We start from the raw sequence: 14,739 nt of genomic DNA on the forward strand, positions 1-14,739 counted from the left end.
AATAGACGGAAACGATTTGGTCTAAGAATGAATTTAATTGCTGGAATGGTGAACTGGACGCTCTTAAATTAACTTTCGCAAGAGATCTAATATATCGCAAATTTATTACATAAATAAACAAATATTATAGTTTGTTATCTAATATTGACCATTTTTTAATCACTAGAAATTATGTATCGAAATATAGTTAGAGCTTAATTAATGAGCTGAGATTGTAATAACTTGCCTTTAGTTTTCAGATAAATTCTATTTAAAAGCAAGAAACTATATATAGTCTACTTTTAACCATGAATGATCTATTGTTATTATTTAATTCATTCCACCACAATATATTTAATATTTTTTATTAAAATTTAAGTAAGTTTTTACTCGGTTTATCTGGCTGTTTTAGCATAAATAAAAAACGCTTAAAACTACCTCCCATCATTTAAATAAAATCACTGAAGGTCTTTTTAAAAGGAATTTTAAAACCGGCCTTAACCTGTTCATGCCTGATTTACCCCATATCCAAGTTGTCAGCCTAAACATTTTATGGGATAACTAGCAGGAAGAAAGCCGCTGTTTGAGTGATTACAATTAGGCCCGTAGGCCATGCTTCACTTTTTCAGACTGCATAGCATACTGACTTTGGGAGAACTGCTCAGGTGACCAAACAGTTTCTGACACATCGTTGTCTGATTGCACCACCGCATGCGAATGATGATTTTTTTGCACAGACGGTCATTTATCTCGCGCGTCATGATGAAGATGGTGCCCAAGGCATCATTATCAATCGACCTGCCGGCATTCAAATTAAAGAATTGCTGAATGATCTTGATATTGAAGCAGACAATGTCAATCCGCATGAAGTATTACAAGGCGGCCCTTTACGCCCTGAGGCCGGTTTTGTCTTGCATACTGGTCAGCCGACCTGGCATTCCTCCATCGCCGTAGGTGAAAATGTCTGCATTACCACTTCCAAAGATATTCTGGATGCCATTGCGCATAATGAAGGGGTCGGTCGCTATCAGATTGCCCTCGGTTATGCCAGTTGGGGCAAACACCAGCTGGAACAGGAAATTGCCCGTGGTGACTGGCTGATTTGTGATTCCGATATGGATCTGATTTTTAACCTCCCTTATAACGACCGTTGGGACGCTGCCTATAAAAAAATGGGTGTAGACCGCAACTGGTTATCTTCCGAGATTGGACATGCTTGATGTAAACGCGCCATACACCATTATGGCGTTTGATTTCGGTACACAAAAAATGGGAATGTCGGTTGGACAATCCCTGATTGCAAGTGCCAATCCACTGCCCTTATTTCCCATGAAAGATGGTATCCCCAACTGGGATGAACTGCTCAAAATCGTGAAAAGCCATCAACCGAATTTATTTCTGGTCGGTTTGCCGCTGAATATGGATGATAGTGAATCCGAACTATCGACACGGGCGCGAAAATTTGCCCGCCGTTTACGTCATCAGACCAATATTGAAACCTGGATGGTGGATGAACGTCTGACCACCCGTGAAGCACGCGATGAACTGGAGCATTATCAGGCTCAAGGTCGCGGCAAAAAACTCTCTGCCGACAGTATTGCGGCTGCCTTGTTGATCGAAAGCTGGTATCGTCATCCTGCCGGGATCACGCCTTAATCTGTTTTGAAAATTTTTAAATCAGCATCCTTTAGGGTGCTTTTTTATGCTCAAAAATGCTTCTTAAGGATAAAAATAACGAAAAGTCAGGTTAATTCGTGGTGTTAAAACTTTGCTGGTTTTGCTGATACTGTGTTTCCAGTTTTGCTGCGTCGCGCCACGCATCACAATCAGTTGTCCACTATGTAACAGCACATCGACTTTCTCATTGTGGGTTTTATGTTTAAAGCTCATTTTACGGGTGGCTCCCAGACTCAGAGAAGCAATGACATTTTCCCGAGAAGTGCCTGTATATAGCGCCGGTTCATCATCACTATGCCAACCCAAGCCTTGAGAACCATCTTCATACAAATTGGCCAGACAGGAATTAAAGGGATGACCGACCAGAATTTCAATATGCTGCTTTAAACGGAATAATCCGGGTGTCCATACCTGAGCTTGTTTGAGCGTACCAGAATAACGATACTGATAATGTTCATCGCCATACCAGACCACCTGGCGGCCGGTGACATGGTGCTTGCCAAATAAATGCACTTCATCATGTTGCCAGGCCAGCTGACTGAGAAAATGCTGTAGATACTGCTGGCTTTGTTCCTGATCCAAAATCAGGCCATAATCTTCTACTACCCCATCAAAAGGTAATACATTGGCTTGCGGCTGGGGTGCAAATAAATCGAGCGTCATATCAATCAGATCCAGTATCCACATGAAAATACTGACATTCGACCTAAAAGATTACAACTGCTCTTCACAAATGACTACAACATTTATGCTTGTGGCTTGCCTAATTCCTGCCTAGACTGAATTCAATTTTCACAATAAAAATAATCCTTTTATGAACTTATGGCAGCTGTTTCAGAAACTTCGTCCCTTTGTTCAGCCTTACCGGTTGCTGGTGATTGCCACGCTGATTCTGACCCTGATCGGTTCATTCACCGCACAGGTCAATGCCATTACCTTGCAATATGCAGTCGACAGCATCAATTCGCTACTCGAAACCGGTCAAGGACTGGAGCAAGGCTGGCATATTCTGATCACGATTTCGGCGATTTTGCTTGGCAAAGAAATTATCAATGCCTTTGTCCAGTTCGGGCAGAAGTTCTATGGAGAGAAACTGCGGATTTTTGTCTCTCAGGATCTGGCCCAAGGGATTATTGAAAAGTTTTTAAAATATCGTCTGGAATTTTTTAATCAGGAAAATAACCAGGCCGGTAAATTACAGACCCGGATTGACCGTGGTATTGGTTCACTGACCCGTCTCGTTCAGATCTTCTTTATTGATATTTTACCGTTATTTACCAGTGCCATTGTGGCTTTGGGGTTAATGTATTATGCCAATGTTTATGTCGGTCTGGTCGCGACTGCCATTGTCCCGATCTATTTCTGGTTGACCTATAAACAGGCGCAAAAGCTGGGGGGCTGGCGCCGCAGTCTTCGCGATGGTCGGGAGAAAAAGAGTCAGGGCATTCTCAGCATCATCAACTCGATTACCGTAATCAAATCCTTTAACCGCGAATCGATTGAATCGGAAAAGCAGCTCGGTTTACAGCGTGAACTGACCGACAATCAGATGAAAACCCGCCAGACCAGTTTCCTGTTTGATGGCCTGAAAACTTTTCTGGAACAGATCGGGATTGTACTCATCATTATTCTAACCTCCTACTTTGTGCTGGATGGCCAGATGAGTATTGGCATGATCATGTTTCATGTGTTGCTATTTAATAATGTCTCTGCCCCAATCCGATCCCTGCACCGGATTTATGATGAAGTAAATGACGCCATGATCTATTCAGAAAGCTTTTTCAAGATTCTGGAAGCAGATGATGAAATTGAACAAAGCGGTCAGCAGAAACCGATTGTCCAAGGAAAATTTGAACTGAGTGGCGTGAATTTTTATTATCCAAACGGCCACCATGCCCTGAAAGATATTGATATGGAAATTCGTCCCAATAAAATTACCGCCTTGGTGGGCTTATCGGGTGCCGGAAAATCCACCCTGATCAGTTTGCTGGATAAATTTTATGAACCACAGCAAGGCCAGATCAAACTGGATGGCATTGACCTGAAAGATTATGACACCCAATATCTACGCGATCATATTGGTCTGGTCTTGCAAAAAAACCATATTTTTCAGGGCACCATCTTTGACAATATCCGCTACGGCAAAACTACTGCCTCAATGGAGGATGTAATTGAAGCGGCAGAAAAAGCCTCGATTCATGAGCAGATTTTACAGTTACCGGATGGCTATGACAGCGATGCCTTGATGCTGTCTGGCGGCCAGCAGCAACGGATTGCCTTGGCACGGATGTTCCTGAAAAATCCACCAATCATTTTTCTGGATGAACCGACGGCGAGTCTGGATGCAATTGCCACGGAACAGATCAAACAAAGTCTGGACCAGATCAAGCAAGGCCGTACCGTGATCATCATTTCGCATAGCCTGTCGCAGATTATTGATGCAGATTATACCTATGTGATGAAAGAAGGAACGATTGCTGAACATGGTGAACACGATCAGCTTTATCATCAGCAAGGCGTATATAAGGAAATCTTTGATGCGATGGCCAAGAGCCTAAATATTGAAAAAATTGCCAAAACTTTTGAAGATGATGCTGAGGAAGAAACTCATAGTTAGCTTTTCTATCCCAATAAAAAACCTCCGAGCTGGAGGTTTTTTTATTTAAGTCTGGAACGTTTAACGCTGAACTTTCTGTTCAATTTCTTCAACGCTGGTATGACGCACATCAAAACCTTTGACCATATAGATCACCTGTTCCGAAATATTCCGGGCATGATCGCCAATTCTTTCTAGCGAACGCAGCACCCATAATACATTGATGACACGACTGATATGCCGCGGATCTTCAATCATATAAGTCATAAGCGTACGTGTGGCTGATTGATACTCACGGTCAATATCCGCATCTGCCAACATGACCTTCAAAGCTTGATCTACATCCAGACGCGCAAAAGCATCCAGTGCATCATGAATCATCACCCGCACCTGGTTGCCAATATGCCGGGTTTCCATATAACCGCGCGGTGAGCCGCCCTCTTCACATAAGCTTTGTGCAATTCGGCCTATTTTCGAGGCTTCATCGCCAATCCGTTCCAGATCGGTATTGGCCTTGGACATGGCAAGCACCATACGTAAATCAATCGCGGCAGGATGACGGCGCGCCAGAATCAGGGTCAGCGCTTCATCAATATCTCGTTCCATCTGATTGACGACATTATCTTGAAACTGCACATCTACTGCCATTGAGACATCTGTGTCCAATAGGGCATGAATGGCATTAGCTACCTGCTGTTCTACCAGTCCGCCCATCGTCATGAATTTGGTATTTACGTCCTGCAATTCTTCATTAAATTGCGAAGAAATGTGATGACTTAATACAGGATTATTTGGACACAAGGAAAGCTACTCCTGAACGATAGAGGACAATGATCAATAATAAATCATATTAAAGCATATCTATGATGAAAGTTTGATGACAATAGTAGCCTCATAGAGCCTGAGGCAAATCATATTCAATTAGCCAGGCATTCAGCTCTGACAGTTCCTTTTCGGTCAACTGCCCGACCGAAGCCTGCAATTGCAACACATGCAACAGATAATCATATTTGGCATTTAAATAATCGGTCTTGGCGGAAAAGGCATTACGCTGTGCCAGCAATACATCAACCATGGTTTTTAAGCCTTCCTGATATTGGGCTTTAGACGCTTGTGAGACAATTTCCGAAGAGTCCATCGCGGCTTTACGTGCATTCAGTTTGGCCTGATCGGTTTCTACTTGCATAAAAGACTGTTTCACATCGGTATTGGCTTTGCGGATGGCCGCATCCAGTTGCGCTTCACTTTTTTGCACATTAACGCCGGCCTGACGGATACTTTTTTGCGTGCGTCCACCGCTAAATACATTCCAGTTCACCTCCACCCCAATTTGGTCGAAATCTCCATTGCTGGACATGATCGTAGCCGGACTTTGCTTTAAATAGCCATAGGTTCCGACCGCTTCGACCTGCGGATAGAGCGCAGCCTGTTCGACCCGTTTGGCATCTTCAGAATAGCGCTTTTGCAGACGCGCTTGCAGAATATTCAGATTTTGGCTTTGTGCTAATTCGGTCCAGGACTGCATATCACTTGGAACCGGTTTCTGGAACTGGAAATCGTTGCGTAATACCGCCAGATTTTCCTGATAAGGGCCGATTAACTGTGCCAGCTGTTCTTGGGCCAGTACCAGCTGAACTTGAGTCGAAATCCGGTTGGCTTGGGCACTTTGATACTGGGCATTGGCTTCACTGACCTCACTACGCGCCACCAAACCTTCTTTCAGCTTAGCATTCATCATGCGTAACTGTTCAGACAGCGCCTGCTCTTCCTGTAAATAAGCCGTAGTCAAAGACTGCTGCCGCAAGACATTAAAATAGGCTTCGGCCACCTGTAAAATATGCTGCTGTTTTTGCAGACGCAGATTGACTTCACTGAGTTCGACCGAGGTCTTGACCTGCTTATAACCTTGCCAGGCATCCCAGCGAAATAAAGGTTGGCGTGCGGTTAAGGCCACCTGACGACTGGTTGTACTGGAACTTTGCAACTCACCAAATTCAGCAGGCAAACCTTCAGACTCTGAGTTGTTGACGGACTGGTTTTTACGGGTGACATTGCCTGAAAGGGACACGGTCGGCAGCAAATTGCCGCTGGCAATCCCCAGATTGAGCTGATCGGCCTGATACTGCAACACATTCGCCTGCCAGTTCGGGTCATTTTGCTGGGCGCGCGCATAGGCTTCTTGCAAATCCAGTGCAAAAACTGCCGGACTACTTGCCAATATCCCCGCCATGACACTGAGTTTTAGTTTCATTTTATAGTGTTCATCCCTAACAGCCATTCAGATCAAAAAATGCTGGCGCTTTAAGCTAAGCCATACTAAAGAGATTTTTTGCATTTTTACGTATGATTTTTATTAACTTTTTAATATAACTATCGCGTTTTATTCACGATTAATTCAATTTTCAAGATCTCTGTCTGCAATGTAACAAAGCAATTCACAATACTAAACATAGTATTTTAATTTGATCTATACAATATACCTCCCAGTAAGGCCGTTATTTTCTGAATTCACCTATATACAGAGTCCTGAAGCATAGTGTTAATGCCATTCCCGTCGATATTCAAAGCCTGTTTGATTGCTGGTAGCGTGCTGCTTCTTGGGGGCTGCCAACAGCCTTCAGATCCACAGATCCAGGTCGAACAGACTGAGGCAAAGCAAACGCAAAGTCCAGTCAATGACTTTAGCCTCATGTGCCAGAATATTGAAAAAAATATGTCCCAGATTAATGACCAGCGCACGACGTTTGCGCTGGAGCAGATTAATCAGGATCTTAAAGTATGCCTGCCGTTGATGGACTTGGCGGAGCAGAAGCACCTGATGCAGCGCTCTACCGAAATGTATCAGCGCTTTTTAAAGGTGGATCGCACCGAGTTCCAGCAACGCGCCTTTGAGCAGTATGCACTGGAAATGGCCCAGCATCCGACCATTCAGCATGCGCATTTTCAACAGCTCACCTCACGTGACCAGTATCTGTTAAAACACAAGGGGCAGGCTTATGTAGAACTGGTAGATCTGGGGGATGGCACTTTACATTATCGCCGCAGTCCGGAATATCTGGCGCGTATTTTTGCCCCTTATTTACCGGCCGCTGAAAAAGCCTTTATTGAAAATCTGGCGGAACAGAATATGGAACCGGTGCTGGTGGAAAAACGCCTGCAGATTGAAGCCGCTGATATTGCAGCCCGCAGTCTGCTTTGGGAAGACTATCTCAAGACTTATCCGAATAGCAGTTATAAACGCGATGCTGAATATCTGCTGAAGCAATATACCTATTTCCTGTTTAGAGGTACCGAGCAATCCCCGGTGTCGGAAGATTATCACGATCGTTATGCCGTGGATACCAGTCATCTGGAAACCATTATCGGGCTGTCGAGTGGCCAGAAATCCATGCTGTCCACACAGGCACGCCTGTTTCTGGAATTTCTGGACATGACTCCGGAACAGCGCCAGCAAACCTTGCCTGCCGATTATAGAAACCGTTCGGAAGCAGAACAGATTCTGTACTATGCCCAGATCAGTCCGCCCTCACAAAAATACGATAAGGACTGCTTTACCGATGCCATCTGTATCTAGTTGGGATCAGTTTCACCTTCAATCAGTAGGACCATGTCTAAATCAATCCTCGCTTAAAGTTGAGCGATTTAGACCTGTTTATTCTGCCTAAACTGAGCTAAGCTTTAGCCTCGCTTGACGGAGCGCGAGTAATGCCTCGCTGAGATCATGTGATTCCTTTTATCATTATCAGGAATTGAGCATGAGTACCGTTGAACCTGATCAGGTTAATACCTGCGTAGGAATCAAGCCAGCTAAAAACTCAACCCTTGCTTTATCTGTTCAGGATAAATCTGCCTACGTTTTTGGTCGTGCTTGATTCGTTGATGTCATTCATAAGGATCATAGCCATGAACCAGTTAACGAATCTTTCTTCTGAAACTTCTCTCTCCGCTCATGAACAGGAAGCCCGTGATCTAACACGGATTCTGCCCGCTTCACGTAAAGTCTATCTGCAAGGTTCCCGTCCTGATATTCAGGTACCCATGCGGGAAATTTCCTTAAGTGAAACCCCGACCGGTCTGGGTGGCGAACATAATCCACCTTTGATGGTCTATGACACTTCGGGTGTGTATACCGACCCCGATGTGACGATTGACCTGAATAAAGGTCTGCCGAATGTTCGTGAAAGCTGGATTGAGCAGCGCAACGATAGTGAAATTCTGGATCAGCTCAGTTCTGAATTTGGCCGCCAGCGTTTACGCGATATCCGTACCGCTGCGATCCGTTTCGCGCATATTCAAAAACCACGCAAAGCCAAATGCGGCCGCAACATCACCCAGATGCATTATGCCAAGCAAGGCATTATCACACCGGAAATGGAATACATTGCCATTCGTGAAAACCTACGTCAACTCGATGGTGTCGATATGCGCCAGCATCCGGGCCAGAATTTTGGTGCAAAAAACCTGACTGAAATTACGCCAGAATTTGTGCGTCAGGAAGTCGCCGCCGGCCGCGCGATTATTCCGGCCAATATCAATCATCCGGAACTGGAACCGATGATCATCGGGCGTAATTTTCTGGTCAAAATCAATGCCAATATTGGTAATTCTGCACTCGGTTCAAGTATCGAAAAAGAAGTCTCGAAAATGACCTGGGCGACACGTTGGGGCGCAGATACGATTATGGACCTCTCGACCGGCCAGAATATTCATGAAACCCGGGAATGGATTATCCGCAACTCTCCTGTACCAATTGGAACCGTACCGATCTATCAGGCACTGGAAAAAGTCAATGGTGTGGCCGAAGACCTGACCTGGGAGATCTTTAAAGACACCCTGATTGAACAGGCTGAACAAGGTGTGGACTATTTCACCATTCATGCCGGCGTGCTTTTAAGATATGTACCGCTGACTGCCAACCGTTTGACCGGTATCGTATCGCGTGGCGGTTCGATCATGGCGCAGTGGTGTCTGGCACATCATCAGGAAAACTTCTTGTATACCCATTTCGATGAAATCTGCGAGATCATGAAAGCTTATGACGTATCGTTTAGTCTCGGCGATGGCCTACGTCCGGGCTGTGTGCAGGATGCCAATGACGAAGCGCAATTTGCCGAACTTCGAACTTTGGGCGAACTGACCCACCGTGCCTGGGAGCATGATGTTCAGGTGATGATTGAAGGCCCGGGCCATGTCCCGATGCATATGATCAAGGAAAATATGGATCTGCAACTGGAAGTCTGTAAAGAAGCACCCTTTTATACCTTGGGGCCACTCACCACCGATATCGCACCGGGTTATGACCATATTACTTCGGCAATAGGAGCCGCGATGATTGGCTGGTACGGCACCGCAATGCTGTGTTATGTGACGCCGAAAGAGCATCTCGGTTTACCCAATAAAAAGGATGTCAAAGACGGCATTATTACCTACAAGATTGCTGCACATGCAGCCGATCTGGCCAAAGGTCATCCTGGTGCGCAAGCCCGGGATAATGCCCTGTCCAAGGCGCGTTTTGAGTTCCGCTGGGAAGACCAGTTTAACTTGAGTCTGGATCCGGACACGGCGCGCAGCATGCATGATGAAACCATGCCGAAAGCCGCGCATAAATCCGCGCACTTTTGTTCCATGTGCGGACCAAAGTTCTGTTCAATGAAGATTAGCCAGAATGTTCGTGATTATGCCAGTCAACAGGCCAATCCTGATCAGCCGGCAAGCTCTCAGGCCGAAATTGAAGCGGGTATGGATCAGATGAAAGCCAGCTTCCACAACTCTGGTCAAAATTTATACCACAAACTATAAAACTGTAAAAAAAACAGTTGTCTTCAAAAAAAACTCAGATAGGATGAAAATAAATCAATTCATTCTATCTGAGCATATGAATATTATTAAACAGGCCTCTTATAATAAAAAAGACTTTAGCGTAGAGGCACGTGAGTTCTTGTACCGGGGATTTATTCAGGTAGAACAAGTCAGCCTGAAACACCGTTTATTTAATCAGGAAAGCTCAACCCCTGTTTTGCAACGTGAGCTGATTCACCGGCCAGAAGCAGCGGGTGTACTGATGTACAACCATCAACAGCAGAAATTCGGCCTGATTGAACAGTTTCGGATTGGTGGATTGGACGATGTCGATTCTCCTTGGCAACTCGAAGTGATTGCTGGCGTTCTGGATGGCAATGAAGCGCCTGAAGCATGTATCCGCCGCGAGGCACTCGAAGAATCAGGCTGTACCCTGGATGAGCTGCAGCACATTTTCAGCTTCTATCCTTCCGCAGGTGCCTGTTCCGAATTATTTCATTTATATGTGGCCCAGACCGAATTGCCTGAACAGGGCGGTATTTTTGGCATGCCGGATGAAGGGGAAAATATCCAGCTGCATATTCTGGATTATGCCAATATTCCGTCCTTGCTCACGAATGGTCGCTTAAGAAATGCGCCTGTCATTATGGCCTTGCAATGGTTGCAACAACATATTCATACTGCAGGAATATGTCTAAGGGGAAAGACATGAGTTTTCAGCAGTCAAGCATAAGCACACAGCCGGATTGGACCATTATCCAGATTTCTGATACCCATTTGATGGACCGGGAAGAGCTGGAATTTGCCCGGATGAATCCCGAGCAGAGTTTTCATGAGGTGATGCAGCAGATTCAGCAGCGCTTTCGCAAAATGGATGCGCTGATTCATACCGGTGATCTGGCCCAGGTGCCGGTGGAACGAACTTATCAGCGTTATTTAGACTTTATCCAGTCCTTAAACGTGCCGCATTATCAGATTCCGGGTAATCATGATGACACCCGGATCTTTCCGTTTCATCAGAATGCCAATCAGGTACATGCGATTCATTTTGGTAGCTGGACCATGATTTTGTTGAATAGTGCGGTTCAAGGCAAGGTTGATGGCTGGGTGGAACAAGCTCAGCTTGATCAATTGAACCAATTATTGCTTGAGTTTAAGCATCAGCATGTCATCATCGCTTGTCATCATCACCCTTTTGCGATGAAATCGCACTGGATTGATCAGCACCGGCTGAAAAATGCTGAAGATTTGAAAGATGTACTGGCTCGGCATCATAATATCAAGCTGGTTCTGTTTGGTCATGTGCATCAGGATTCCTGCAACGAATGGCATGGCATCTACTTTTTATCCACGCCATCGACCAGTGTGCAGTTTAAACCTAAAAGTGAAGATTTCGCGCTAGATCAGGCGGCACCAGGTTATCGTGTATTACATTTGCAACAAAATGGTGAGTTTGATACCTATATTGAACGGGTGGCATTGAGCCAGCAAAATATTAATACCGAAATTTCAGGTTATTAACTTTTCAATTTGTTTTTTTTGCATTACTTTATTGCAACCAAAGGAAATGTGATATGCATAGTCCAGACATCAAAGACTATCAATAAGCATAAAAAGTCTATATGATGACGGCCCCCATAGGAGGATAATCTTTCTACAGGGTGGATAAAAAACTGCATATCACCATATTTTTTGCGTAGCAATCATACGCATAGATGAGGAATGCCCTAAATGGCGAATGACAACCAAAATCAAGTCTTAGACAATCAAACTGATGTTGTAGAAGAGAAAGCTGCAAAGCGCGTACGCAAATCTAAGCCTAAAACGACTGACGGTGGTTCTACTGCTAGCTTATTTGGTATTGAACCTTATCAACCTAAAAAAAATGAAGAATACATGTCTGAAGGTCAGCTTCAGCATTTCCGCCAAATCTTGCTGGCTTGGAAAGCTGAGTTGATGTCAGAAGTGGATCGTACCCTGAATACGATGCAAGACGAAAATACTGCTCTTCCAGATGTGAATGACCGTGCGACTCAGGAAGAAGAGTTTGCGATTGAGTTACGTACCCGTGACCGTGAACGTAAACTGATTCGTAAAATCGAACAGTCGATCGAAGCAATCCAGAATGATGACTATGGTTTCTGTGAAACTTGTGGTATCGAGATTGGCTTGCGTCGTTTAGAAGCACGTCCAACGGCTACTTTATGTATTGACTGCAAAACCCTTGCAGAGATCAAAGAGAAGCAAAATAACGGTTAAGTATGTCTGTAAATAATCCTCCCCTAACCCCTCCTTTAAAAAAGGAGGGGGACAACAGGATGGCTTATGTGGGCCGGTTCGCGCCATCACCAACCGGCCCTTTGCATTTTGGCTCCCTCATTACCGCAGTTGCCAGTTACTGCGATGCCAAAGCCAATCAAGGCACATGGCTGGTCCGGATTGAAGACACCGATATTCCCCGCATTTATCCCGGCAGCGAAGAGCATATCCTGCGTGCCATGGATGCCTTTCAGCTTGAACCTGATGCCGAAATCATTTTCCAGAAAGACCGTTTAGATATTTACGAAGACGTCATCCAGCAATTACGTCAGCAAGACCTAGTCTATGCCTGTCAATGTACCCGTAAAATGCTCGGTTCCAACCATATCTATCAGGATACCTGCCGCAACTTGGGTCTGGCTTTTGAGCATCAGGCCATCCGTTTAAAAGTTGAAGATGTTGAAATCTGTTTTGAAGACCGGCTGCAAGGTCAGCACTGTTCAGAACTGAAAAAAGATCTGGGCGATTTTGTCTTAAAACGTCGTGACGGCATTATGAATTACCAGCTGGCTGTAGTAGTCGATGACTATCTGCAAGGTATGACTCATGCGGTACGTGGGGCTGATCTTTTAGATAATACCGAACGACAAATCTATTTGGGACAGTTACTCGGTTATCCGCAGCTGAGCTATATGCATCTGCCGCTGGCAATGAATGATCAGGGACAAAAACTGTCGAAACAAAATCTGGCCCAAGCACTGGATTTAACTCAGGCACCCCAATTATTAAAACAGGCACTTCAGGCTTTGCATCAGGCTGAAGTTGATTTGGACACTCCCGATCGGATGCTGCAACAGGCGGTAGTACAATGGGACATTGAGCTGATTCCACATACAACTGAGCTACAAGGTCACTATTTATAAAAACAGCTTTTCACTTAAGCTAGACTTCTACAATGAAAAATAGATAGGAAGAAGAGTATGTTTTTTATTTTTGGCGTCGGCCCTAAAACCAAAACCATTGAGAAAAGCCAGTTTCTGTGTCCGGTCTGCCGTACTCATTCGGGCTATGAGCTAAAACAGCAGCGTAATTATTTTTCTTTATTTTTTATACCCTTGATTCCACTTTCCAAGCCTAAATCTGCTTTTGTGACCTGTTCCAATTGTGGAACCGCAATGCCGAGCACAGTACTGGACCATGCTCAGCCAGAGCCAGGACGAAACTCCAATCTAGAAGCTTGATTCTTCGCGGCTTGGATTGACCTGACGCGTGGTCGAATCAATTTTCAGAATCAGACTGATCATGACCGCACAGATAATCAGGGATGAACCGCCATAACTAATAAATGGCAAGGTCAAACCCTTGGTCGGCAACATGCCCATATTCATACCGGCATTCACCAGAATCTGTAACAGGAAAATGATACTGATGCCATAAGCCAGATAGCCGGCACGCAAATATTGATGCTGCAAGGCGCGGTGTCCAATGCGGATACAGCAAACCAGCATGGTGAAGGACAAGATCAGGATGGTTGAAATGCCTAAAAAGCCAAATTCTTCACCCAAAATTGCCAGCATGAAATCGGTATGCGCCTCAGGCAAATAAGACATTTTCTGGATACTATGCCCCAAGCCTACCCCTGCCCATTCCCCACGGCCAAAGGCCATAAGGGCATTAGAGAGCTGATAACCGGTGCCTAAGGGATCTTCCCAAGGATTCGAAAAAGACAGCAGACGTTGCAGACGATACGGTTCCAACAGAATCGCGGCAGCAAATGCGCCGACCAAGGTCATAAAAGCCACACCGAACTGAATCCACGGCGCACCCGCCAGAAAGAACACGCCAAGCATGGTTAAGGTAATTACCACGGTTGCACCCAAGTCAGGCTCGAGAATAATCAAACCGACGGTAGCACCCATGATGGCACTTAAACGGACCAGACCCTTGATATTATTCCGTACTTCTTCCGCACGGCGCACCACGTAGTCTGCAGTAAAAATTGCCATCATCACTTTGGCGACTTCCGAAGCCTGTAAGGTAAAGCCTGCGATCCGAATCCAGCGTTTGGAACCATTGACTTCCGTCCCGACAAATAGCACGGCCACCAAAAGTACGATGGTAATAATCCACAAAAAGAAAGTGTTATTAAACCAGACTTTTAAGGGGATTTTATAAGCCAGAAAAGCTGCTACGGCAGCGACAAAAATCGAAATCCCATGTCGGCTAATATAGTGAAACGGATTTTCATGCATACGTTCTGCATAGGGCATCGAGGCCGATGCCACCATGATCGAACCAATGCAGAGCAAAGCCAACACACAGAAAATCAATACATTCCGTGGATTCACTTCAGCAGGTATTCTAGGTATCCACTGCGTATAAAATTGATTTAATTTATTGATCGTAGTCTGAGCAAACCCAGCCATATC

The 14,739-nt window shown here is 45.0% G+C and carries 14 protein-coding genes and 1 riboswitch; of the genes, 10 read left to right on the plus strand and 4 right to left on the minus strand.

The window, feature by feature from the left end:
* Window positions 1-644 precede the first annotated feature (644 nt).
* Both NI464_RS09355 and ruvX read left to right on the plus strand, forming a co-directional pair.
* Complete coding sequence (locus NI464_RS09355) at window positions 645-1,199, plus strand: YqgE/AlgH family protein (protein WP_004281085.1); 555 nt, start codon at window positions 645-647, stop codon at window positions 1,197-1,199.
* A complete protein-coding gene (gene ruvX / locus NI464_RS09360) occupies window positions 1,192-1,635 on the plus strand; it encodes a Holliday junction resolvase RuvX (RefSeq protein ID WP_253138219.1) in 444 nt (147 codons plus the stop codon). The genes NI464_RS09355 and ruvX overlap by 8 nt, the downstream gene beginning before the upstream one ends.
* Window positions 1,636-1,698: 63 nt before the next feature.
* On the opposite strand, the gene NI464_RS09365 is transcribed toward ruvX, so the two are convergent.
* Entirely contained in the window at window positions 1,699-2,319 is a 621-nt protein-coding gene (locus NI464_RS09365) for an alpha-ketoglutarate-dependent dioxygenase AlkB family protein (protein ID WP_253138220.1), read from the minus strand.
* Between the two features lie 151 nt (window positions 2,320-2,470).
* Here NI464_RS09365 and NI464_RS09370 point away from each other — a divergent pair, with 151 nt between their 5' ends.
* Window positions 2,471-4,273: an ABC transporter ATP-binding protein gene (locus NI464_RS09370; protein WP_253138221.1), complete on the plus strand. Its 1,803-nt coding sequence runs from the start codon at window positions 2,471-2,473 to the stop codon at window positions 4,271-4,273.
* Between the two features lie 60 nt (window positions 4,274-4,333).
* Here the strand turns inward: NI464_RS09370 and phoU are convergent, their stop codons facing one another.
* Both phoU and abuO read right to left on the minus strand, forming a co-directional pair.
* Window positions 4,334-5,053, minus strand: a complete 720-nt coding sequence (gene phoU, locus NI464_RS09375) for a phosphate signaling complex protein PhoU (protein ID WP_005108465.1) — start codon at window positions 5,051-5,053, stop codon at window positions 4,334-4,336.
* A gap of 91 nt (window positions 5,054-5,144) precedes the next feature.
* Entirely contained in the window at window positions 5,145-6,503 is a 1,359-nt protein-coding gene (gene abuO, locus NI464_RS09380) for a multidrug efflux outer membrane protein AbuO (RefSeq protein ID WP_253138222.1), read from the minus strand.
* A 291-nt stretch (window positions 6,504-6,794) separates the two neighbouring features.
* On the opposite strand from abuO, the gene NI464_RS09385 reads away from it, so the two are divergent.
* The 7 genes from NI464_RS09385 (at window position 6,795) to NI464_RS09415 (ending at window position 13,551) form a co-directional block, all read left to right on the plus strand.
* Complete coding sequence (locus NI464_RS09385; protein WP_253138223.1) at window positions 6,795-7,826, plus strand: hypothetical protein; 1,032 nt, start codon at window positions 6,795-6,797, stop codon at window positions 7,824-7,826.
* A gap of 108 nt (window positions 7,827-7,934) precedes the next feature.
* Window positions 7,935-8,067: riboswitch (TPP riboswitch) on the plus strand.
* An 88-nt stretch (window positions 8,068-8,155) separates the two neighbouring features.
* The gene (gene thiC / locus NI464_RS09390) at window positions 8,156-10,051 is read left to right on the plus strand and encodes a phosphomethylpyrimidine synthase ThiC (RefSeq protein WP_253138224.1); all 1,896 of its coding nucleotides are present in this window, start codon (window positions 8,156-8,158) and stop codon (window positions 10,049-10,051) included.
* Between the two features lie 76 nt (window positions 10,052-10,127).
* The gene (locus NI464_RS09395; RefSeq protein ID WP_253138225.1) at window positions 10,128-10,763 is read left to right on the plus strand and encodes an NUDIX domain-containing protein; all 636 of its coding nucleotides are present in this window, start codon (window positions 10,128-10,130) and stop codon (window positions 10,761-10,763) included.
* On the plus strand, window positions 10,760-11,572 hold the full coding sequence (gene cpdA, locus NI464_RS09400) for a 3',5'-cyclic-AMP phosphodiesterase (RefSeq protein WP_253138226.1): 813 nt from the start codon (window positions 10,760-10,762) through the stop codon (window positions 11,570-11,572). Before NI464_RS09395 ends, cpdA begins: the two co-directional genes overlap by 4 nt.
* Window positions 11,573-11,782: 210 nt before the next feature.
* Window positions 11,783-12,310, plus strand: a complete 528-nt coding sequence (dksA, locus tag NI464_RS09405) for an RNA polymerase-binding protein DksA (protein WP_004281072.1) — start codon at window positions 11,783-11,785, stop codon at window positions 12,308-12,310.
* Window positions 12,311-12,312: 2 nt separating this feature from the next.
* Window positions 12,313-13,233, plus strand: coding sequence for a tRNA glutamyl-Q(34) synthetase GluQRS (gluQRS, locus tag NI464_RS09410; protein ID WP_253138227.1), 921 nt, complete (start codon window positions 12,313-12,315; stop codon window positions 13,231-13,233).
* A gap of 57 nt (window positions 13,234-13,290) precedes the next feature.
* Window positions 13,291-13,551, plus strand: a complete 261-nt coding sequence (locus NI464_RS09415; protein ID WP_253138228.1) for a zinc ribbon domain-containing protein — start codon at window positions 13,291-13,293, stop codon at window positions 13,549-13,551.
* On the opposite strand, the gene ftsW is transcribed toward NI464_RS09415, so the two are convergent.
* Window positions 13,540-14,736 carry a putative lipid II flippase FtsW gene (ftsW, locus tag NI464_RS09420; protein ID WP_004281069.1) on the minus strand — a complete coding sequence of 399 codons (1,197 nt, stop codon included), beginning with the start codon at window positions 14,734-14,736 and terminating at the stop codon, window positions 13,540-13,542. The two genes, NI464_RS09415 and ftsW, sit on opposite strands and share 12 nt — an antisense overlap.
* Between the last annotated feature and the right edge of the window lie 3 nt (window positions 14,737-14,739).

Origin of the sequence: Acinetobacter lwoffii (genome assembly GCF_024129685.1) — a bacterium.
Lineage (GTDB): Bacteria > Pseudomonadota > Gammaproteobacteria > Pseudomonadales > Moraxellaceae > Acinetobacter > Acinetobacter lwoffii_X.

Bases quoted from the DNA above. Each gene is read 5' to 3' on its own strand.
- ruvX (WP_253138219.1), top strand. From the start codon at position 1,192: ATGCTTGATGTAAACGCGCCATACACCATTATGGCGTTTGATTTCGGT.
- NI464_RS09365 (WP_253138220.1), bottom strand. From the start codon at position 2,319: ATGACGCTCGATTTATTTGCACCCCAGCCGCAAGCCAATGTATTACCT.
- NI464_RS09370 (WP_253138221.1), top strand. From the start codon at position 2,471: ATGAACTTATGGCAGCTGTTTCAGAAACTTCGTCCCTTTGTTCAGCCT.
- abuO (WP_253138222.1), bottom strand. From the start codon at position 6,503: ATGAAACTAAAACTCAGTGTCATGGCGGGGATATTGGCAAGTAGTCCG.
- NI464_RS09385 (WP_253138223.1), top strand. From the start codon at position 6,795: ATGCCATTCCCGTCGATATTCAAAGCCTGTTTGATTGCTGGTAGCGTG.
- thiC (WP_253138224.1), top strand. From the start codon at position 8,156: ATGAACCAGTTAACGAATCTTTCTTCTGAAACTTCTCTCTCCGCTCAT.
- NI464_RS09395 (WP_253138225.1), top strand. From the start codon at position 10,128: ATGAATATTATTAAACAGGCCTCTTATAATAAAAAAGACTTTAGCGTA.
- cpdA (WP_253138226.1), top strand. From the start codon at position 10,760: ATGAGTTTTCAGCAGTCAAGCATAAGCACACAGCCGGATTGGACCATT.
- dksA (WP_004281072.1), top strand. From the start codon at position 11,783: ATGGCGAATGACAACCAAAATCAAGTCTTAGACAATCAAACTGATGTT.
- gluQRS (WP_253138227.1), top strand. From the start codon at position 12,313: ATGTCTGTAAATAATCCTCCCCTAACCCCTCCTTTAAAAAAGGAGGGG.
- NI464_RS09415 (WP_253138228.1), top strand. From the start codon at position 13,291: ATGTTTTTTATTTTTGGCGTCGGCCCTAAAACCAAAACCATTGAGAAA.
- ftsW (WP_004281069.1), bottom strand. From the start codon at position 14,736: ATGGCTGGGTTTGCTCAGACTACGATCAATAAATTAAATCAATTTTAT.